The organism is Paraburkholderia nemoris (genome assembly GCF_905221015.1).
GTDB lineage: Bacteria > Pseudomonadota > Gammaproteobacteria > Burkholderiales > Burkholderiaceae > Paraburkholderia > Paraburkholderia nemoris.
Genome location: NZ_CAJNBO010000022.1, coordinates 111,463 through 125,384 on the forward strand (window position 1 = coordinate 111,463; position 13,922 = coordinate 125,384).

At 60.8% G+C, this 13,922-nt stretch carries 9 protein-coding genes and 1 pseudogene; 1 reads left to right on the forward strand and 9 read right to left on the reverse strand.

The genetic code is table 11. The features are described from left to right. Positions 1–221 precede the first annotated feature (221 nt). Positions 222–1,256, forward strand: a complete 1,035-nt coding sequence (locus KHO33_RS29485; RefSeq protein WP_200567205.1) for an AraC family transcriptional regulator — start codon at positions 222–224, stop codon at positions 1,254–1,256. On the opposite strand, the gene KHO33_RS29490 is transcribed toward KHO33_RS29485, so the two are convergent. The 9 genes and pseudogenes from KHO33_RS29490 to KHO33_RS29530 form a co-directional block, all read right to left on the reverse strand. Beyond that, entirely contained in the window at positions 1,240–2,514 is a 1,275-nt protein-coding gene (locus tag KHO33_RS29490; RefSeq protein WP_236074714.1) for an anaerobic sulfatase maturase, read from the reverse strand. The genes KHO33_RS29485 and KHO33_RS29490 overlap by 17 nt on opposite strands. A gap of 207 nt (positions 2,515–2,721) precedes the next feature. Beyond that, positions 2,722–3,411: a TetR/AcrR family transcriptional regulator gene (locus KHO33_RS29495; RefSeq protein WP_200567244.1), complete on the reverse strand. Its 690-nt coding sequence runs from the start codon at positions 3,409–3,411 to the stop codon at positions 2,722–2,724. A gap of 245 nt (positions 3,412–3,656) precedes the next feature. After that, a complete protein-coding gene (locus KHO33_RS29500) occupies positions 3,657–4,781 on the reverse strand; it encodes a porin (protein WP_200567245.1) in 1,125 nt (374 codons plus the stop codon). 89 nt (positions 4,782–4,870) lie between these two features. Then, positions 4,871–6,499 carry a 3-(methylthio)propionyl-CoA ligase gene (locus tag KHO33_RS29505; protein ID WP_200567206.1) on the reverse strand — a complete coding sequence of 543 codons (1,629 nt, stop codon included), beginning with the start codon at positions 6,497–6,499 and terminating at the stop codon, positions 4,871–4,873. A gap of 910 nt (positions 6,500–7,409) precedes the next feature. After that, positions 7,410–7,883, reverse strand: coding sequence for a 2,4'-dihydroxyacetophenone dioxygenase family protein (locus KHO33_RS29510; RefSeq protein WP_200567207.1), 474 nt, complete (start codon positions 7,881–7,883; stop codon positions 7,410–7,412). A gap of 383 nt (positions 7,884–8,266) precedes the next feature. Then, positions 8,267–9,850, reverse strand: a pseudogene (locus tag KHO33_RS29515) (PHP domain-containing protein); the annotation flags it as partial. Positions 9,851–9,856: 6 nt separating this feature from the next. Further along, complete coding sequence (locus KHO33_RS29520) at positions 9,857–11,233, reverse strand: Y-family DNA polymerase (RefSeq protein WP_200567208.1); 1,377 nt, start codon at positions 11,231–11,233, stop codon at positions 9,857–9,859. A 425-nt stretch (positions 11,234–11,658) separates the two neighbouring features. Next, positions 11,659–13,086 carry a hypothetical protein gene (locus KHO33_RS29525; protein ID WP_200567209.1) on the reverse strand — a complete coding sequence of 476 codons (1,428 nt, stop codon included), beginning with the start codon at positions 13,084–13,086 and terminating at the stop codon, positions 11,659–11,661. Next, a complete protein-coding gene (locus KHO33_RS29530; protein ID WP_234480770.1) occupies positions 13,067–13,894 on the reverse strand; it encodes an ATP-binding protein in 828 nt (275 codons plus the stop codon). The genes KHO33_RS29525 and KHO33_RS29530 overlap by 20 nt, the downstream gene beginning before the upstream one ends. Positions 13,895–13,922: the final 28 nt, after the last annotated feature.

Here is a 13,922-nt window from a genome sequence, read left to right on the forward strand (position 1 = left end):
ACGAAATCGGGCCACGCGATTCTCGACCTGCACAGTGAACCATGGTGGTGTTTCAGGGCTATCACCTCGGGCAATGAGGACGCCTTGGCCCGTATGCTGCTTCGGTCGCCTGCGTCACCCTGCATTCCTGTTGGTGCGGTGACGCAGTAAGGTCCAGATTCAGGCATGCCCGTTGTTTCCGGACGGGCGCAACGCTTGGCATAAAGTTGTGGAGGCAAGTGGTGGGCAGTCCTGTACACCGTGTTCCCAGCCGCTACTACGCGGTACTCGGGGAGATCCTGCGTGCGCAAACCCCAGACTATGAACGTCTACTTGCGAGCTTCAATATCGACATCCAGTCTCTTCAGGATCCCAACGGAACCCTGACGATTGCAGAGCTGGAAGCGCTCATCGATGTTTCATCGCGCATGACCGGGCGTGGCGACCTCGGCTTCGAACTCGGGCAGCAGGTCCGGCTCAATTCCCACGGCCCGCTAGGCTACGCGTTTCTCAGCAGCAGCAGTCTCGACAAGGCGTTACGCCTCTGTGTGCGTTACTTTCACCTGATCGCGCCCATCTTCAGGGTGCACTACGAACGGCACAGCCAGTATGGCGAGATCACAGTCACGCCGTGTGCGGTGATGCAGCAGCGAACGCTACAGTTTTTTCTCGAAGCGCACGCCATATCGTTTCATGCGCAGGCACAGATGCTCCTGGGTCCGGACAACGAGGGGTACGATATCTATCTTTCGATGGAAGCCCCCCCGCATGTGCAACGCTATCACAGCAACGCGCCGGCGCGCTTTCACTTCAGCAACAGCCAGAAGCCTGGCGTCACGATCCGGATCGCGACCAGCCTGCTCGACAGGCCTCTGCCGATGGCCGATGAGTCGGTAGTTCGACAGGCCGAAGCGCAGTGCCAGGCGTTATCCCGTAACCCCCCGCCCACAGGGGGATGGGGTGACTTCATCGCCATGATGCTGCGGGAAAGCAAGGGCTTTCAACTCACACTTGAGGATGTGGCGCGCTCGTTGAACATTACCCGGCGTACGATTCACCGGTATCTGGCCAGCGAGAACCTGAATTTTCGTGACATCTCCCAGCGTGTACGGTTCGAGCGCGCGTGCGAGCTGCTGGACGCACGCGAGCTGAATGTTTCACAGATTGCTTTACTCCTGGGGTTTACGGATGTCGCCAGCTTCAGCCGCGGGTTCCGCCGTTACACGGGTGTCAGTCCGAGCGACTACGCGATTCGCCGTCTCAGGACGGAAGCCTGATCATCAACGGCCCCTTGTATGCGTCCATGATGGTTTCGGCGGGAAGGTCGTGGCTGAGCAGTTGGGCCATGGCGTTCATCGCGGGCGTGATATGGGAGAAAAAGCGTTTGTAGCCGGGGCACAGGTAGTTCAGGCCAGGCTCGCCGTCCGGTGAGGTGGCGAACCGATTCTTCGGGCATTCGCCGTGACACGCGAAACGGTAGGAGCAGCGCACGCAATAGTCGGGCAGCGCTGTCTCCTTGGCCGCACCAAATGCGAGCTGCGCATCGGATGCGAGTAGCGCGGCCGGATCATCCTCGAGTACGTTTCCGAGGCGGTATTCCGGGTACATGAAGTGGTCGCATGAATAGACATTGCCATCATGCTCGACAATCGCCGCCTTGCCGCATCGCGCCGAAAACAGGCACACCGTCGCGGGCAACTGGCACCACGCGGCAAGCGCCCATTCGAAGTTCATCACGTGGATGCGACCGACATCGTGCCGTACCCATTCATCGAAGATCGCATTCAGGAAATCACCGTAGGCGTCTGGCTCAACGGTATGTGGAGTAACCATGCCGGCCTCACTGGTCCTGCGAATGCCGGATGACAATCTGGGCGGCCGCGCGAAATGCAGGCCAATGCGACTCTCGCCTGGCTGCGTGACCCGTTCGACGACCGGGTTAAACTGGATGAATTGCACACCCTCGGCACGCAGGAAGCGGTATATCTCGAGAGGATACCTGGCCGTCTCCTTCGCGACCGTCACGAGGATATTGACGGGAACGTTGTACCGCCGGAGCAGGTGCAGTCCGCGGACGACGTCGTCGAAGCTGGAGCGCCCCTGTTTGTCGGGCCGGTACAGATCGTGCACTTCGCGGGGGCCATCAAGACTGAGTCCTACCGTAAAGTTTTCGCGGCGCAGGAATTCGCACCACGCTTCGTCCAGGAGCGTTCCGTTGGTCTGCAACGTATTCCGGATTGTCTTGTCGCCAGCATATTCGCGCTGCAACGTCACAGCACGCTCAAAGAATTCGAGACCCATCAGCAGCGGTTCACCACCTTGCCACGTGAACTCGACCTCTGGGGTGTGCTGTGCTGCTATATAGCGCGCGACATACGCGCGCAGCACCTCGTCGGACATGCGGAAGCGCTGACGATCGGGGTAGAACTGCTCTTTCTCCAGATAGAAGCAGTAAGAGCAGTCGAGGTTGCACAGCGGCCCGACCGGCTTTGCCATCAGGTGCATGCCCTGCGACTGCGTGGAAGTATCCGACATCGAAATTCTCCTTGTCGCCTTCACAGGTGACGGTGTTGATGATCGGGCACGTGATCTATCGCGCGCCCGATGGGTTCAGGGCAGAGAATGCACATGCACGTCGTTAATCTGACGGTCGAACGCAAATGTGTCAAACGTAATCCCAGTTGATACAGCACCGCCATGCAGAAAGCGGGGCGAAGTAGCGCATGATCGAATCATGCGGTGTCAGATGGCATTGCGGCGATCTGGACGAACGCGGCTCTGCAAAACGTCTGAATCTGCCTGGCACCCGTTTACAGTGGCGTCACGCCCGAACACGGCCCGCCCCAGGAACGCCGCCATGACTGATTCCGCCAGTCCGGTCGGGACGCTTTCCGGATCGATCATATTGAAAAGATGCAACCCGTCGCGCAACCCCATCAAGCCGATTGCAAGCGCTTCAGCGGGTAACGGCAGCGGCGTACCGGCCCGCACCGAAAATTCACGGATATGGTCTGTCAACTGTTCGAGTTTTTCGCGCTGGAAGGCGTTGTGACGCGCCTGGAACTGCGGATCGCGCGCGGCGAGCAGCCTGGCTTCGATCCATAGCAGAGCGAATCTGTTGTCGCGGCGCAGACGGCTGAAATGGCGCAGTGCCCGCTCCGCACCATTCCCGCACGCGCTGGCGATATGGAGGATCCCTTGCAGGTCTGTCTGCATCGCTTCATGCTCCCGGCGGAGCAACTCGAAAAGCAGCTCTGTTTTACTGCAGAAGTTCGAGTAGAACGCACCACGCGTGTAGCCGGCGGCTTCCGTGACGTTTTCCACGCTCGTCGCGTTAAATCCTTTCTTCAGGAAAACCGTTTGCGCTGCATCGAGCAGGCGCTGCCGCGTCAGGTTTTTGCTCTGCTCCCGGGTGATCCGTATGCGTTTCATCGTGTCGTGCAGGTGATCGTGTTTCTGTTTGACGTAGCCCATGACCGTGGGATCAGGCCACGTTTTTTATCGTCCAGTCCAGCGGGATGGGCGTTATCGGCGGGCTAGCCAGGGTCAGTTCATCTGCATGGGGAGCGCCCGCGTGTATTGCACGAAGAGCAGACGGCAAGGCCAACTCTTCGTGCCATATCGCTCATCGGGAACGCGCTGCCGCGTCCCCGGCCCGGACGGTGCCTGTGCTGGTATCAGAACAGGTGCCGCATGCCGATATTCACGGCCGTGGTTGATTCGCCCGGTGCCACAGGCGTGCCGTACGTGATCATCTGGGTCATATTCCCCTTATTGTTCACGTGACCCACCTGCGCATAAAGCGTCGTCGCTTTGGACAGACTGTATTCGGCGCCGGCCGCGACCTCCGTGGATTTGTTGGCCGAGTTGTTCCGGTCTTTCAGATAGTAGATGCCGGTCGTGACCTGAAAGTCTGGCGCGAAGCGATAGCCGACACCACCCGTATAGAGATCGAGATTGACCTGGTTCGAATGTGCAGGATTCCTGCCGTTGGAATAGGATGCGGACACGGAAAAATCATGAATTGTGTACAGTGCGCCAAGGTAGGCAAACCGGTTGTTGTTCAGACCGGTGGCGACCGTCGTCGGACCGGGATTGGTGTCATGGCCGTTGTAATAGACTGCGGACAGCCGCAGTCCGTAGTTCGAATACTTGAGCACGGCAGATTCACGTGTGCCGCCCTGGAAGCTGCCAGGCACGCCTCCCGGCGCGTATTCGAGCGCGGCAGATACGCCAGCGAACGCCGGCGAGTTGTAGACGATCGCATTGCTGTCGTACAGGGCGCCGATCGGTCCGTTGGTGTTGAGGCCGTTCCAGCCCGCTGCCTGATTCATGCCAATCCACGCGGTCAGGATGCTGCCGAAGTAATGTCCTCCACGAACGTCGGTGTCCGCCATCGCCAGAGCCATCGGTGCAAACTGCCGGCCCGCCGTCACGGTGCCGAAAGGTCCGGACAGACCAACAACGGAAGCGATGTTAAAGATCGCATTGGTGCCTGTCGTATCGCTCAGACCGAACCCGCCGTTACTGCTCTTGAATGCGCCCTGCAGGCGGAAGATGGCGGCATAACCTCCGCCCAGATCCTCAGTTCCCTTCAGGCCCCAGAAGCTTGAGTAGATGCCACCGTCCTTGAAGGCATAGACCTTGCCGAGATTAGGTGCTTTCGGGTTGAACGACGCGGCCGATGTGCTTTGATACAACAGCCCCGAATCAATTGCGCCAAACAACGTCACCGAGGACTGCGCGTGCACAACGCCCGTAAAGGCCAGCAGCGCGGCAGCGCCTGTCAGTTTCAGTTTCATTCTGTCTCCTCCCTTTGATGGTGCCTGTCGGACCAGGTCCGCAGGCTCTTGTCCGGCGACAATGACTCCAGGTGCGGCGCCGGTTGTTTTCATGCAGCAAGGAAATGGTCCAGGAACTGCTCCCGCAACCTGTTCTTCAACACTTTCCCGGTCGCGCCGAGCGGCACTGCATCGATAAATACGACCGCGTCCGGCTTCCACCACCTGGCAAGCTTGCCGTCCAGGAACGCCAGCAGTTCGTCGGCCGTGACCGTGTAACCGGCTCGCTTAACAACCAGGAGCAGCGGGCGTTCGCCCCACTTGTGGTGCCTGGCGGCGATGCACACGGCACTGGCCACCCCCGGGTGCTGGCTGGCGACATTCTCGATGCCGAGCGAACTGATCCACTCGCCTCCCGACTTGATGACATCCTTCGCGCGATCGGTGATCTGCATGAAGCCGTCCGGGTCGATCCTGGCAATGTCCCCTGTCGGGAACCAGCCGTCGCGGTGAGGGCGGGCGTCGGCGGACCGGAAATAGGCATCTGCGACCCACGGACCGCGTACGAGGAGCTCGCCGGTCGACACGCCATCCCACGGCAATTCGCTGCCGTGGTCATCGACGATCCTCATGTCGATGCCGTAGACGGACCGTCCCTGCGTCGCCTGCAGCGCCCGGCGCTCAGTGGACGACATCGTGACGTGATGAGACTTCAATGAGCAGACCGTGCCCAACGGACTCAACTCGGTCATGCCCCAGGCATGGAGCACATCGACGCCGTAAGCTTCCTCGAACTCCGCAATCATGGCCGGTGGGCATGGGGCACCACCGATCACGGTCCGCGTCATGGTCGAAAAACCGTGCCCGCGCTGCTTCATATGGGCGAGCAGCCCCTGCCAGACTGTCGGCACGCCGGCCGAGAATGTCACGCCTTCCGTCTCGATCAGTTCGTGCAGGGCACCGCCATTCAGCCAGGGCCCGGGAAACACCAGCTTTGCGCCAACCATACAGGCGATATACGGCAAGCCCCAGGCGTTGACATGGAACATCGGCACGACCGGAAGGATCGCATCGCGTGCTGAACAGTTTAGCGAGTCAGGCAACGCGGCTGCGAGCGTATGCAGAACGGTCGAGCGATGGCTATAGAGCACGCCTTTCGGATTGCCCGTTGTGCCGGATGTGTAGCAGAGCGACGCCGCCGTGTTTTCGTCAAGGCATGGCCACTCGAAACCGTCGCCATGCGTATCGATCAGATCCTCATAGCACAGCACGGTCGCTGGCAGCGCGTGGGTTGCCGGCATGTGCGCACGGTCCGTCATCACCACGTAGACCTTCGGGCTCGCAACCCGTGCCGCGACCGCCTCCACGACGGGCAGCAGATCCAGATCGAGGAACAGGACCTGATCCTCCGCGTGCTCGATCATGTAAACCAGCTGATCGGGATGCAGTCGCGGGTTGAGCGTATGCAACACTGCGCCCGACCCCGACACGGCGTAGTACAGCTCCATGTGCCGATAGCCATTCCACGCCAGCGTCCCCACCCGGTCACCTGGAACGACACCAAGTGCAACCAGTGCATTCGCCATGCGTCGTGCGCGTTGCGCAAGGTCACGAAAACGATAGCGGTGGATATCCCCTTCGACGCGCCTTGAGACAATTTCCTGATTACCGTGATGTCGCCCGGCGTGCGCAAGCAACGACGAGACAAGCAGCGGCTGCTGCATCATCAAACCGTTCATCCAGCTCTCCCCACCCTTTGGACTACGTTATAGGTTGTAATTCAGATGCACATTCCAAATCGATCAGCGTATACATATACGATACGTACTCCTGATTTAATCACCTGCCGCCCGGTACGATTTCATGAATTCACTTTCGCTCAATTCAACCCGTCAATATCCGCCATTCCCTGACGTACTGGTCCAGGGGTCGTCCCCGCCATACGAACATGCGAACGCAGTTGTGTAGATTTAATGCTGTCGCCCTGACGTCGTGGGTCATTACTTCGTTGAATCATCCATTGCTCGTGTCCCTCATAACGTAACCGCCACCTGATATGCCGGTTGGCGGCGCTGCCTTGATGCTTGCAGCAAAAACACTCCTGGCTGGCCTGTTCGCTGCCATACGCCCAGTAGACGACCCTGTCACACGACATTCGCGCAGGCACGTATCGTCGGGCGAGCGGTCCCTGGTGGGAATACTCGCCACCCCCCGTCATCGTGCTGGAAGAAAAAGAGTACAACCGGGCCCTCCGGTCGCGGCGCCTCCACACGCACATAGCGCCTGCGCTCAGGGCGCGTTTGAGTGAACCGCGTTACACGGATCGGCCTTGCGATAGTTGGCCCGAGCCATTTCTCAACCAGAAAACGCAAGGATCTTTCTGTGAGGTACATCCACGTCTCCTTCGACTTCGTTTCCATGAGCTTAGCGAAACAACGGTGGCTACCAGCGTACCGTCCCCCTGCAAATTTCGAACTCAATACGCCAGGTATCCCGTTGCTTTAACGCAGATCCGGGTTGTCCTGTCGCCGGTCACGCGGCTCCAGAACCGGGATGCCGGGAATATCCGTGGGGATATGCACGCGGCAATTGGCCCCGGGCTGGAACCTGCCCCCTTTGCTGTCAGCAAGGTGCTAAGACCGGGCGCAATCAGCCGCCAAATGCCGTCAGATCCTTTGGCACGATACGGTGCTTTTCGCAGTACGCCAGATAGCGATCCATGCCAGTTTTCCAGTTCTCCATTGCAATGACCTGGTCCTGGTCATCCAGGTACAGCAGATCGCCCTGGACAATGTTAAAGGCGATGATCTCCTCGTCTCCCGACACTGCCTGTGGCGTGTGGCTCGACCCTGCAGTTTCGAATACAACGCTGCCCGGACCCGCGACCCAGTCGTGCTCCGCATATTTCCACCGCCCCTTGAGCGTGTACACGATCACTGTTCCGGTGTGGTGGTGCTTCGGCATCTGCGCGCCAGCAGGTGCCTTCAGAAGCGTAATAGTTTCGCCGCGCGTAGGGTCCAGCTTGAAGTACTTCACCAGGACGTCCGTTGAGTACGGTGCGAACGGCATCCACGGAACGGATGAGTCATCAATGCATTCGGTTGCCACTTTTTCGTAAAACATCCTGTCGTCTCCTGATCACGGTTGTCAGCGCAGCGTGCCAGACACCGTTGTTCGTATGACGATGTCTGTAGCGCTTGCGTAACCAGATGATCGGACGTCAATAACCGGAAGGCGTTAACATAATGAGACAATTGATTGATAGTTTGGGACAGTCGGCAGGTTTGGAGATTACATACGTGCCGCTTGCGTTGAAGTGGCGCGGATGCTCCGGCCGATTGACCACTTGAAAGGCACGTAGAGCGCCGTGCCCAAGGGGCAGAAACTCCAGGCGAAGGCCTACGCTGGCAACGCCGACGGGATGATTCCGTTAAAAAACATGGTCCAGGGACTGATGCCGGCGCCGGCATTGGTAGCCTCCGAGGCGATCATGGCATCTGGACGCTGATCGAGCGGTCGACCATCGCGGCGTTCTCGATCGGCACCAGCCTCGACAGCTTGCCGCGGCTGATCACGAAGCCGCCGCTGTGCTGCGATAGATGTCGCGGAAAACCCACCAGCAGTGCGGCGAACGTCGCCCACTGTACGATCAGTGGCGACCCGGGATCGAGCCCAGCTTCGGCGAAGCGGTTCAGCAGATCGCCGCTCGAATCGAACCACTGATGGGCCTTCGCCACGCGATCAACGATCGCCGGATCCACGCCGAGTGCCTTGCCCGACTCGCGCAGCGCGCTGCGCGGGCGGTATGTTGTCACCGCAGCCGTCAGCGCGGCGCGATCGCGCCCGTACTTGCGGTAGATGTACTGGACGACTTCCTCGCGGCGCTGGTGCTCGAAGTCCACATCGATATCAGGCGGCTCGCCGCGCTCTTTCGAGATGAACCGCTCGAACAGCATCGAGGAGCGTGCGGGATCCACTTCGGTCACCCCCAGGGCGAAGCAGACGGCCGAGTTGGCCGCCGACCCGCGCCCCTGGCAAAGGATGCCCTCGCTGCGCGCGAACTGGACGATGTCGTGGACCGTCAGAAAGTACGGCTCGTAGCGCAGATCTCCGATCAGCGCGAGCTCGTGTTCGATCTGCTGCTGTACCTGATGCGGGATGCCCGCTGGCCAGCGGCGATGCGCACCAATGTAGGTCTCCTGCCGCAGGTAGCTCGCCGGCGTATGGCCGGCCGGCACCAGCTCGTCGGGATACTCATAGCGCAGCTCGTCGAGTGAAAACGTGCACAGGCGAGCGATTCGCAGCGTCTCCTCGAGCGTGCGCTGCGAATACAGGTTGGCGAGCCGCAGACGCGATCGCAGGTGCTGTTCAGCGTTGGGCGCGAGATCATAGCCGCATTCGGCGACCGGTCTGCCGACCCGGATCGCCGTCAGCACGTCCTGCAGCGGTTTGCGCGAACGCACGTGCATGACGGGCGCGCCGGTCGCGACGACAGGAACGCCGTGACGCGCCGCGACGTGTTCGACGGTGCCGCGGTGAATATCGTCCATTGCACGCGCGTGCAATGTCAGTGCAACCCATGCGCGATCGCCGAAGGTCTGGACGAACCACTCGACCTGCGTATCCAGTCGCTCTTCATCGGCGGGGTAGTCCGGTGACAGGATCGCGACGCAGTCCGGCAGTCCCCGCAGGTGTCCAGAGGGCTTCTCCGGGTGCGCAAGATCCAGGGGAGCAATCCGGTAGCTGCCCTTGTGTGCGCGCATGCGGCCGAGCGTGATCAGCTCGGACAGGTTGCCATAGCCTTCGCGCGTCATCGCCAGTGCGGTGAATGACAGGGCCGGCGAGCCGTCGGCACTGGTCAGGTGGAAGTGCGACCCGACGATGAACGGCAGCCCGGCCTTCTTCGCCTCGACGTGCGCGCGCACGACGCCGGCCAGCGAGCATTCGTCCGTGACGGCCAGCGCGGCATAGCCCAGCTGCGCCGCACGTGCAGCGAGATCTTCGGCGTGGGATGCGCCGTGCAGAAAGGAGAAGTTGGACGCGCACTGAAGCTCCGCATAGTCGGGCAGTGCGCCGTAGGTCGGCGCCATGGACGATCACCCGAACAGGCCGTGCAGGAACCAGCGCGGCTCGCGATCGTCGCGCGCGCCCGTGCGTTCACGGAACACCCAGTAGTGCACCGCATCGCCGGATTCGGCGACAAAGTAATCCCGCGTCACCAGGTGTCCGTCCTGCCAGCCGCCCTCGATACGTTCGGCCGGCGACACCATACGCAGCGGGGTGCCGTAGAACGGACGGTGGCCGCGCATGATGAGCTGCACCGGACTGTCGAGCAGCCAAGTCGGCCGCGGAAGGCTGGCCGGTGGCGGCAGGGACCTGACGGTCTCACCGATGGGTATCCAGCGCGCGGCGACCTCGGGGCGGTGGTCGGCGACGGGCGCCGCCCGGGTGACATTCTGGGCGCCGAGCCGGGCGACGAGCAGTTCCATCAGTCGCGCATGATCCTGTGGCGAACCGCCGGGCTCAGGAAACAGCGACTCGCTGGGTGCGTCCGCTTCGCGCACGTCCTTCGCGTCGAGACGAACGGCGATGACCGGCGCGGCCAGCTCGACGCGGCCCAGCCGTTCTTTCAGAAGACGCACGAGGTGGTCCTCGCGCGACGTCGGTTCCGCGAGGGCAACTTCGATTGCCGTCGGCGGCACCGCCGCGCGGCCGCGTTCATGCTCGAGCTCAAGTACAAACCGCGCGATCGCCAGCTGTCGCGCCGACAGCCAGCCGGTCATCTGCAGGATCAGCCGCCGCGCCGCGAACAGCACGGCTTCCGCATGCTCGATCCGGTCGGGCAGCTCGAGCCGCGCACTGAAGGCGGGAGGCATCTCGAGCCATTCATACACTTCCGGTGCCGCGCCCGTCGCGCGATCGAGCGCATCCAGCAGCGCCGTGCCGCAGCGCTTCCTGAGGCCTGCACGGGGTAGTCGCCGGACGTCGTCGACCGTTTCGCATCCCAGTCCGTCGAACCATTCGGCGTAGGGGCGCGCAGGCGGCAGGGCAGGTAACGGCACGCGACGCAGCGTACGGTTGACGGAGCGCAACGTGAGCGCGATGCCAGCCGATGACCGGGCGAAGAGCCACGCGGCCTGCCCCGTAGGGGCAACGGCAAGTGTCGCGGTCACGCCGAACGCGATCACCGTTTCGCGCGCGAGTCGGCGCAGCGGGCGAATGCCGCCAAAGAGCCGCAGGCTTGCCGAGACGTCGGCCAGCACGACCGATTCCTCCGCCAGCACCACGTGGGGGGTGAAATGCAGCAGGGCGAACGCCACGCCGCGAACCAGCTCCGCTTCACGGGTGAGATCACGCTCCCGGATGACCGCGTCGGGCGCGAGCGTCAGCACGCCACCGCGGCGCATGCCGGCCACGATCCCGGCCGAATGCGCCGCGCGGTCGAGCGCGACAACGCGGTCCTTCTCCAGCACGACGAATCCGGCCTCATGGCGTGGCGTCGACCAGCGCGGGAGAAACGACTCGAGGGCGAGGTGCGGCAGACGTCCGCCGAAGTAAAGTTAAGACAATTTGCGAAGTAAAACTAGGACTTTGCCGGAATTTGATTGATTTGCCGTATACGTGGCGATCTATTTTCCATATAAATCAACGAATTGCCGCTGTTGGCGAAGCAAAGATGAGACTATTTCGGCCTTGTGACCGACATTTGGAAGGAAACGAGAGAGGAAACGGCTGAGACTGACTCGTTTTCAGGGTAGCCACTTAGGCGTCTCGATGCAGATGGCAAGATAATAATTGTTATCTTGTCAGCACGTATCTGAAATCCGGATTCAGCTACACCATTACCTTCCGGTGGGGATCTCGTGCCGGTTGCTCCGCGATCGAGCGATTGAGAGATTCATGTCGCGGTTTGACGTGGCGCGACAAACGAACCGAAGTGCTCGGGTACATCGAACCAGAAAGTGCGCGTGGGTAAAAGCATCGGCGAGAGAACATAGCGGCCGTTTTCCTGCATGCCGGATGCGATCGTACACCAGGCGTTCCAGGTCTGCCGAAGTGCATGGGTAAAGTGCCGAATGAGCCAATCGTTGCGATCGCCGGGACCTGGGGGCGGCAAGCAGACAGGCATGAACGCCAGCCATTCGAACAGACCGAACGGCGGAAAGGTTTTCGGACACCGCGTGAGCGTCTGCACACTGAAGCGCCGTTCCCATGACATGCGCCAACCGAGCAAAGCAACCGATATCATGGGAGCCGTTCCGTCGATCAGGAACAGGCCATAGTCGGGCAGGCAGATCATGGCGTTGGCATCGAGTTGCACCGGCCCGATCGAACGTGTCAGGCGCCGGGCATGATTTCGGCGTGTGTTTCGGTAAATGGCGTTCAGTGCAATGCATGAGGGGTCAACGTGTGGCCAGTTGCGCGACCAGGCACAGCGGCCTTCCTTGAGTGCGGAAGTGCGTCGTAATCGCGGTCGATCTTCCGAAGAGGGTGCTGGCGCAGGTTCAAGGCGCGGTATGAAAGGTGGGCGGCGCAGGTATTTTGGCAATTCGCCGATGAAGGCGAGGCGTTGCCGAATCTTCGAAAGCTCTCGGATCGCCTCATCGGAAAGATATTGTCCCGAGTCAGCGTCGCGCTGCTGCCGTTTCTGGATGTTGAGCTGGCATGCGTGCCAGGAGAAATAGACTTGCCAGCGCCGCAGGCGATCAAGCTCCTCTGTGCACAAGGCTGGATGTCGCAAGCGATGTAGCGCGGTTGCCAGCAGCGATATGCCGCATGCCGGACAAGCGTAAGGGTGTCGAATCAATGCGGCATCTAGGCGATAGGCCATCGGCTGTCCACATTGGCTGCAGCCGTCGTGCAGTGCGCATCCATGAATGGGGCAGTGTTCAAACGTCGTGAACTGAAAAAGCGTGGCATGAAATCCTGCGGCAGCGCATATTGGACAGTATCGCAACGATGAGCTTGCCGCATCGAGCATGGTTTCGTGTCGGTTCACGACGCAGAATGCGTCTTCCAGTTCATGTGACTCGACATGCAACGTTCCGGCCAGAGCCCCGATGTCGAACGCATCGGCGCCCCGCAGATCAATGCCCGCGTTGGCGGTGGTAGCTGAGAGGATCGCCAGGGCCTCGCTGAGTTGCTGCCAGTTCAGGCAGTTCAACATCTGGAATTTCGAAATGCGCGACCATGCAGATTCGAGCTTGCAGGTCCAGGCTGGGCGTGTTGTATAAGTTGGCGGTGGAAGAACGACGCCAGCCTGGTTGCGCTGCCACGGCAATGACCACGTGCTCGGCTGGAGGCCGTTACTTTCTGGCACGTGCATAGCCGGACTCGTCAACGCCATCGTCCCAGATCGTTTTGGAAAAGGCGAAGTTCGCGCAGTCATGTTGCGCGTGCTCGCGCATGATGTGCTGGACTGTGCGGGCGAAGAATTCCATGGGTATCTCGAGCTCCCCCACCAGCTGCGCACGTTTGTGAGCGTCGTCAAAGGCGTCCCACAGCGCGTTGCCTTCCCGGGCCAGGCGCAAACCGGCTTCGTAGGCACGGGGAAAGAAAAACCGCGTGTGGTTCCAGCCGGAGTTCTCGAGATATTCGCCTTGATCGTATCCCTGCAGGCAAGCTGAACACTCCTGGGCCGAGCGTACGCCGTGAAATGGCAATTCTTCGGTCATGAAGCGGGCGACGATCTGTTCTTCGCCATCGCGCTGAAAGATGCTTTTCTTGGATCGCAATGAAGGTTGCCCAACAAACACGGTCACGGCGCACACGCCCTCGAGCTCGAGTTCATCGTGAATGTCGCGCAGCCACTCGAATTCGGAATAGGTCAGGTGCTGGGCTTCGTCGAGAAAAACGAGGATGACATTGCTGTGCGCCTGATCGGCGATTTCGAGCAGGCGTTGCGTGAGCCGCTGCCGCAACTGCGTTGGATCGCGGCCGGAACTGGCCTTGTGGCGCGCCATGGTGAGCAAGGCGCTGAAGAAGGCTGTCTCCGTGGGAATGCGCTTATGCTGGCAACGCATGCGCAGGATCGGCAAGGAGGGGCGTTGCGAAGCGAGGAGCGACTCCAGAAACAAGGTTGCATAGGTTTTGCCGACGCGTGATCGGGCATACACCGTTGCTCCGGTGCGCAAGGTCAGACAGCGTAGCAGCAACGTGTAG

What these genes read in the sequence shown, in the direction of transcription:
- KHO33_RS29490 (WP_236074714.1), bottom strand. Translation starts at nt 2,514, where the DNA reads ATGTCGGATACTTCCACGCAGTCGCAGGGCATGCACCTGATGGCAAAG.
- KHO33_RS29495 (WP_200567244.1), bottom strand. Translation starts at nt 3,411, where the DNA reads ATGAAACGCATACGGATCACCCGGGAGCAGAGCAAAAACCTGACGCGG.
- KHO33_RS29500 (WP_200567245.1), bottom strand. Translation starts at nt 4,781, where the DNA reads ATGAAACTGAAACTGACAGGCGCTGCCGCGCTGCTGGCCTTTACGGGC.
- KHO33_RS29505 (WP_200567206.1), bottom strand. Translation starts at nt 6,499, where the DNA reads ATGAACGGTTTGATGATGCAGCAGCCGCTGCTTGTCTCGTCGTTGCTT.
- KHO33_RS29510 (WP_200567207.1), bottom strand. Translation starts at nt 7,883, where the DNA reads ATGTTTTACGAAAAAGTGGCAACCGAATGCATTGATGACTCATCCGTT.
- KHO33_RS29525 (WP_200567209.1), bottom strand. Translation starts at nt 13,086, where the DNA reads ATGCACGTGCCAGAAAGTAACGGCCTCCAGCCGAGCACGTGGTCATTG.